Below are 3,405 nucleotides of genomic sequence, written 5' to 3' on the forward strand. Positions count from 1 at the left end.
GATGTTGCCGGTGGTCACGGTGCCCGAAGCCGCCACGCCACACGTGCCCGATCCGCCACCCGCGCCGGTGCCGCCGATGCTGAAGGCGCTGCCATCAAAACTGAAGGTGATGGCGCTGCCCGGAACGGCGGTGGCGTACGCAGTGCTGAAGGCGGTGGAGAAGCTGGCCCACTGCGCGGTGTTGAAGCTGGTGTTGATGAGGGCAGCCAGGCCAACCGGGTTGTCCTTCAGGTATTGCGACACCGCGGCCAGCACTTTGCCGTAGTCGTTGGGCGTGCCGGTGACATTGGGCAAGGTGCTCACCAGGTTCACGCCCGGCAGCTTGAACTGGGCCGCCACCTTGCTGGCCATGCTGTTGAAGCCGCTGGCCGTGACGGCGCTGCCGCTCGGGAAGGCATAGGTATAGGCCATGGTGGTGAGCGGCGTGACCATGCCGGTGACGCTGCCGCCGTTGGCCGTGAGGACGGCCTTCATGGGGGTGGCCAGGGTGGTGGTGGTGCCGGTGGCCTCGTCCAGATAGGTGCCGCCCGAGGCTTCGATCACCAGGTCGCCGCTGTAACTCAACGCCAGGCTGTATGCGCCGGTGCTGTTGGTGGTGGTGGTGGCAATCACCGAGCCGTCCGGGCGCTTGAAGGTGACGGTGGCGCCGTTCACCGGTCCTTTGACGATGGCGCCCGACACCGAGGTGGTGACGCTGGAGCCACCGCCACCACAGGCGGCGATCAGGCCAACGAGGCCGGTCAACAAAAGATGAGCGAGTTTCATGTACAGGGCTTTCAGAAAAGAGGGATGGGCGCACGACCACGTGCTGGGGCAGGTGGACTTGGTGGCCGCATGGTGTCAGGCTGTGCGGCCTTCGCACACCCCCTAAACCGGGGGTGCGGGGGCTCGGTGCGGACGGTGAGAAAGTCGTCCACAAAGCCGACCACAAATGGAGCGATCTGAGCGGGCCGATAAAATCAGCGGTTTAGCGCGCCTGCGCTTGTCTGCGAACCTCCACCCCTACTCCCTACACGCCATGTCCGAAGCCGTCACCACGCCCAGCAGCCCGATCCCCGCCACCGCATCCGTGCCTGCATCCACCGTGACGCCGCAGACGATGGCGAACGCCATCCGCGCGCTGGCCATGGACGCGGTGCAGCAGGCCAATTCCGGTCACCCGGGCGCGCCCATGGGCATGGCCGATATCGCGGTGGCTTTGTGGGGGCGCCACCTGCGCCACAACCCGAGCAACCCGTCCTGGGCCAACCGCGACCGCTTCGTGCTATCCAACGGCCACGGCTCCATGCTGGTCTACGCGCTGCTGCACCTGAGCGGCTACAAGCTGCCCATGGACGAGCTGAAGAACTTCCGCCAGCTGCACAGCAAAACCGCCGGTCACCCCGAAGTGGGCGTGACACCCGGCATTGAAACCACCACCGGCCCGCTGGGCCAGGGCGTGACCAACGCGGTCGGCATGGCGCTGGCCGAGAAGCTGCTGGCGGCCGAATTCAACCAGCCCGGCCACGCCATCGTCGACCACCACACCTATGTGTTCCTGGGCGACGGTTGCCTGATGGAGGGCATCAGCCACGAGGCCTGCGCGCTGGCCGGTGCCTGGAAGCTCAACAAGCTGGTCGCCCTGTACGACGACAACGGCATCTCCATCGACGGCCAGGTCGCGCCCTGGTTCATCGACGACACGCCCAAGCGTTTTGAGGCCTATGGCTGGAACGTGATCCGCGCGGTCGACGGTCACGACGCCGACGCGGTGGACCGCGCCATTGCCGACGCGAAAAACAGCGCCGACAAGCCCACGCTGATCTGCTGCAAGACGGCGATCGGCAAAGGCAGCCCGAACCGCGCCAACACCGCCAAGGCCCACGGTGAACCCCTGGGCGCCGAAGAAATCCAGCTGACCCGCGAAGCCCTGGGCTGGCCGCATGCGCCGTTCACGGTGCCCAAAGACGTGTACGCTGCCTGGGATGGCAAAGCCGCTGGCAAGGCCATGGAAGCCGAGTGGAATGCGCAATTTGCCGTCTACAAAGCGGCCTTCCCCGCAGCCGCCAAAGAGTTCGTGCGCCGCATGAAGGGCGAACTGCCCAAGGGTTTCAACCAACTGGCGTTCGACACCGTGGTGGCCGCCCACACCAAGGCCGAAACCGTGGCCAGCCGCAAGGCCAGCCAGATCGCGCTGGAAGCCTTCACGGCGGCCGTGCCCGAAATGTTGGGCGGCAGCGCCGACCTGACCGGCTCCAACCTCACCAACACCAAATCCACACCCCAGCTGCGCTTTGATCTGGCGGGCAACGTGGTGAAGAACGAAGCCGGCCAAGGGGGTCGCCACATCAACTACGGCGTGCGCGAATTCGGCATGGCCGCGATCATGAACGGCGTGGCGCTGCACGGCGGCTTCATTCCTTACGGTGGCACCTTCCTCACCTTCAGCGACTACAGCCGCAACGCGATCCGCATGGCCGCGCTGATGAAGCAGCGCGTGGTGCACGTGTTCACGCACGACTCCATCGGCCTGGGCGAAGACGGCCCCACCCACCAGTCGGTGGAGCACGCCGCCAGCCTGCGCCTGATCCCCAACCTGGACGTCTGGCGTCCGGGCGACACCGCAGAAACCGCCGTGGCCTGGGCCGTGGCTTTGCAAAATGCCAACCGCCCCACCGCCTTGCTGTTGAGCCGCCAAAACCTGCCGTATGCGCCCAAGGACGACTTGGGCGACATCAGCCGCGGCGCCTATGTGCTGTCCGAGCCGGTCGATGTGGGCATGAAGAAAAAGGCGCAGGCAGTCATCATCGCCACCGGCTCCGAGGTGCAGCTGGCCATGAAGACGCAAGAGCTGCTGGCCAAGGAATACAAGATCGCGGTGCGCGTGGTCTCCATGCCCAGCACCACCACCTTCGACCGCCAGGACGCCGCCTACAAGGCGTCGGTGTTGCCCAAGGGCCTGCCGCGTATCGCGGTGGAAATGGGCTCCACCGACGGCTGGTGGAAATACGGCGTGGCCGCCGTGGTGGGTCTCGACACCTATGGCGAGTCGGCACCCGCACCTGTGCTGTTCGAGCACTTCGGCTTCACACCCAAGAATGTGGCCGACACGGTGCGCACCGTGCTGGCGAAATGATCCACCCCCGCAGCGCTTCGCGCTACCCCCTTGAGGGGGCGGCACTGGCCGTCCGGCAGAGCCGGCCCGGCGGTGCCCTTGGTGGGGTCACTGATTGCACCCACGCGTTTTCCTGATTAGCAACTTTTCCAACTGAAGGAGTCAACGGACATGACCATCAAAATCGGTATCAACGGCTTTGGCCGCATCGGGCGCAACGTCTTGCGCAGCGCGATCCAGAACTTTTCTGACATCGAAGTCGTCGCCATCAACGACCTGCTCGAACCCGACTACCTGGCCTACATGCTTCA

At 65.4% G+C, this 3,405-nt stretch carries 3 protein-coding genes; 2 read left to right on the plus strand and 1 reads right to left on the minus strand.

What is annotated here, in order from left to right:
* Window positions 1–765: hypothetical protein (locus tag ABYB95_RS19805; RefSeq protein ID WP_372660863.1), on the minus strand; the 765-nt coding region annotated here is incomplete at its 3' end.
* Window positions 766–1,099: 334 nt separating this feature from the next.
* Here ABYB95_RS19805 and tkt point away from each other — a divergent pair.
* The gene (gene tkt / locus ABYB95_RS19810; protein WP_372660866.1) at window positions 1,100–3,115 is read left to right on the plus strand and encodes a transketolase; all 2,016 of its coding nucleotides are present in this window, start codon (window positions 1,100–1,102) and stop codon (window positions 3,113–3,115) included.
* Between the two features lie 150 nt (window positions 3,116–3,265).
* The coding region (locus ABYB95_RS19815; RefSeq protein ID WP_169801569.1) for an aldehyde dehydrogenase at window positions 3,266–3,405 on the plus strand (140 nt) is incomplete at its 3' end.

The sequence above is a fragment of the Hydrogenophaga sp. genome, assembly GCF_041633695.1.
In the GTDB taxonomy this organism is placed as follows: Bacteria; Pseudomonadota; Gammaproteobacteria; order Burkholderiales; family Burkholderiaceae_C; genus Hydrogenophaga.

What these genes read in the sequence shown, in the direction of transcription:
- tkt (WP_372660866.1), top strand. Translation starts at nt 1,100, where the DNA reads ATGGCGAACGCCATCCGCGCGCTGGCCATGGACGCGGTGCAGCAGGCC.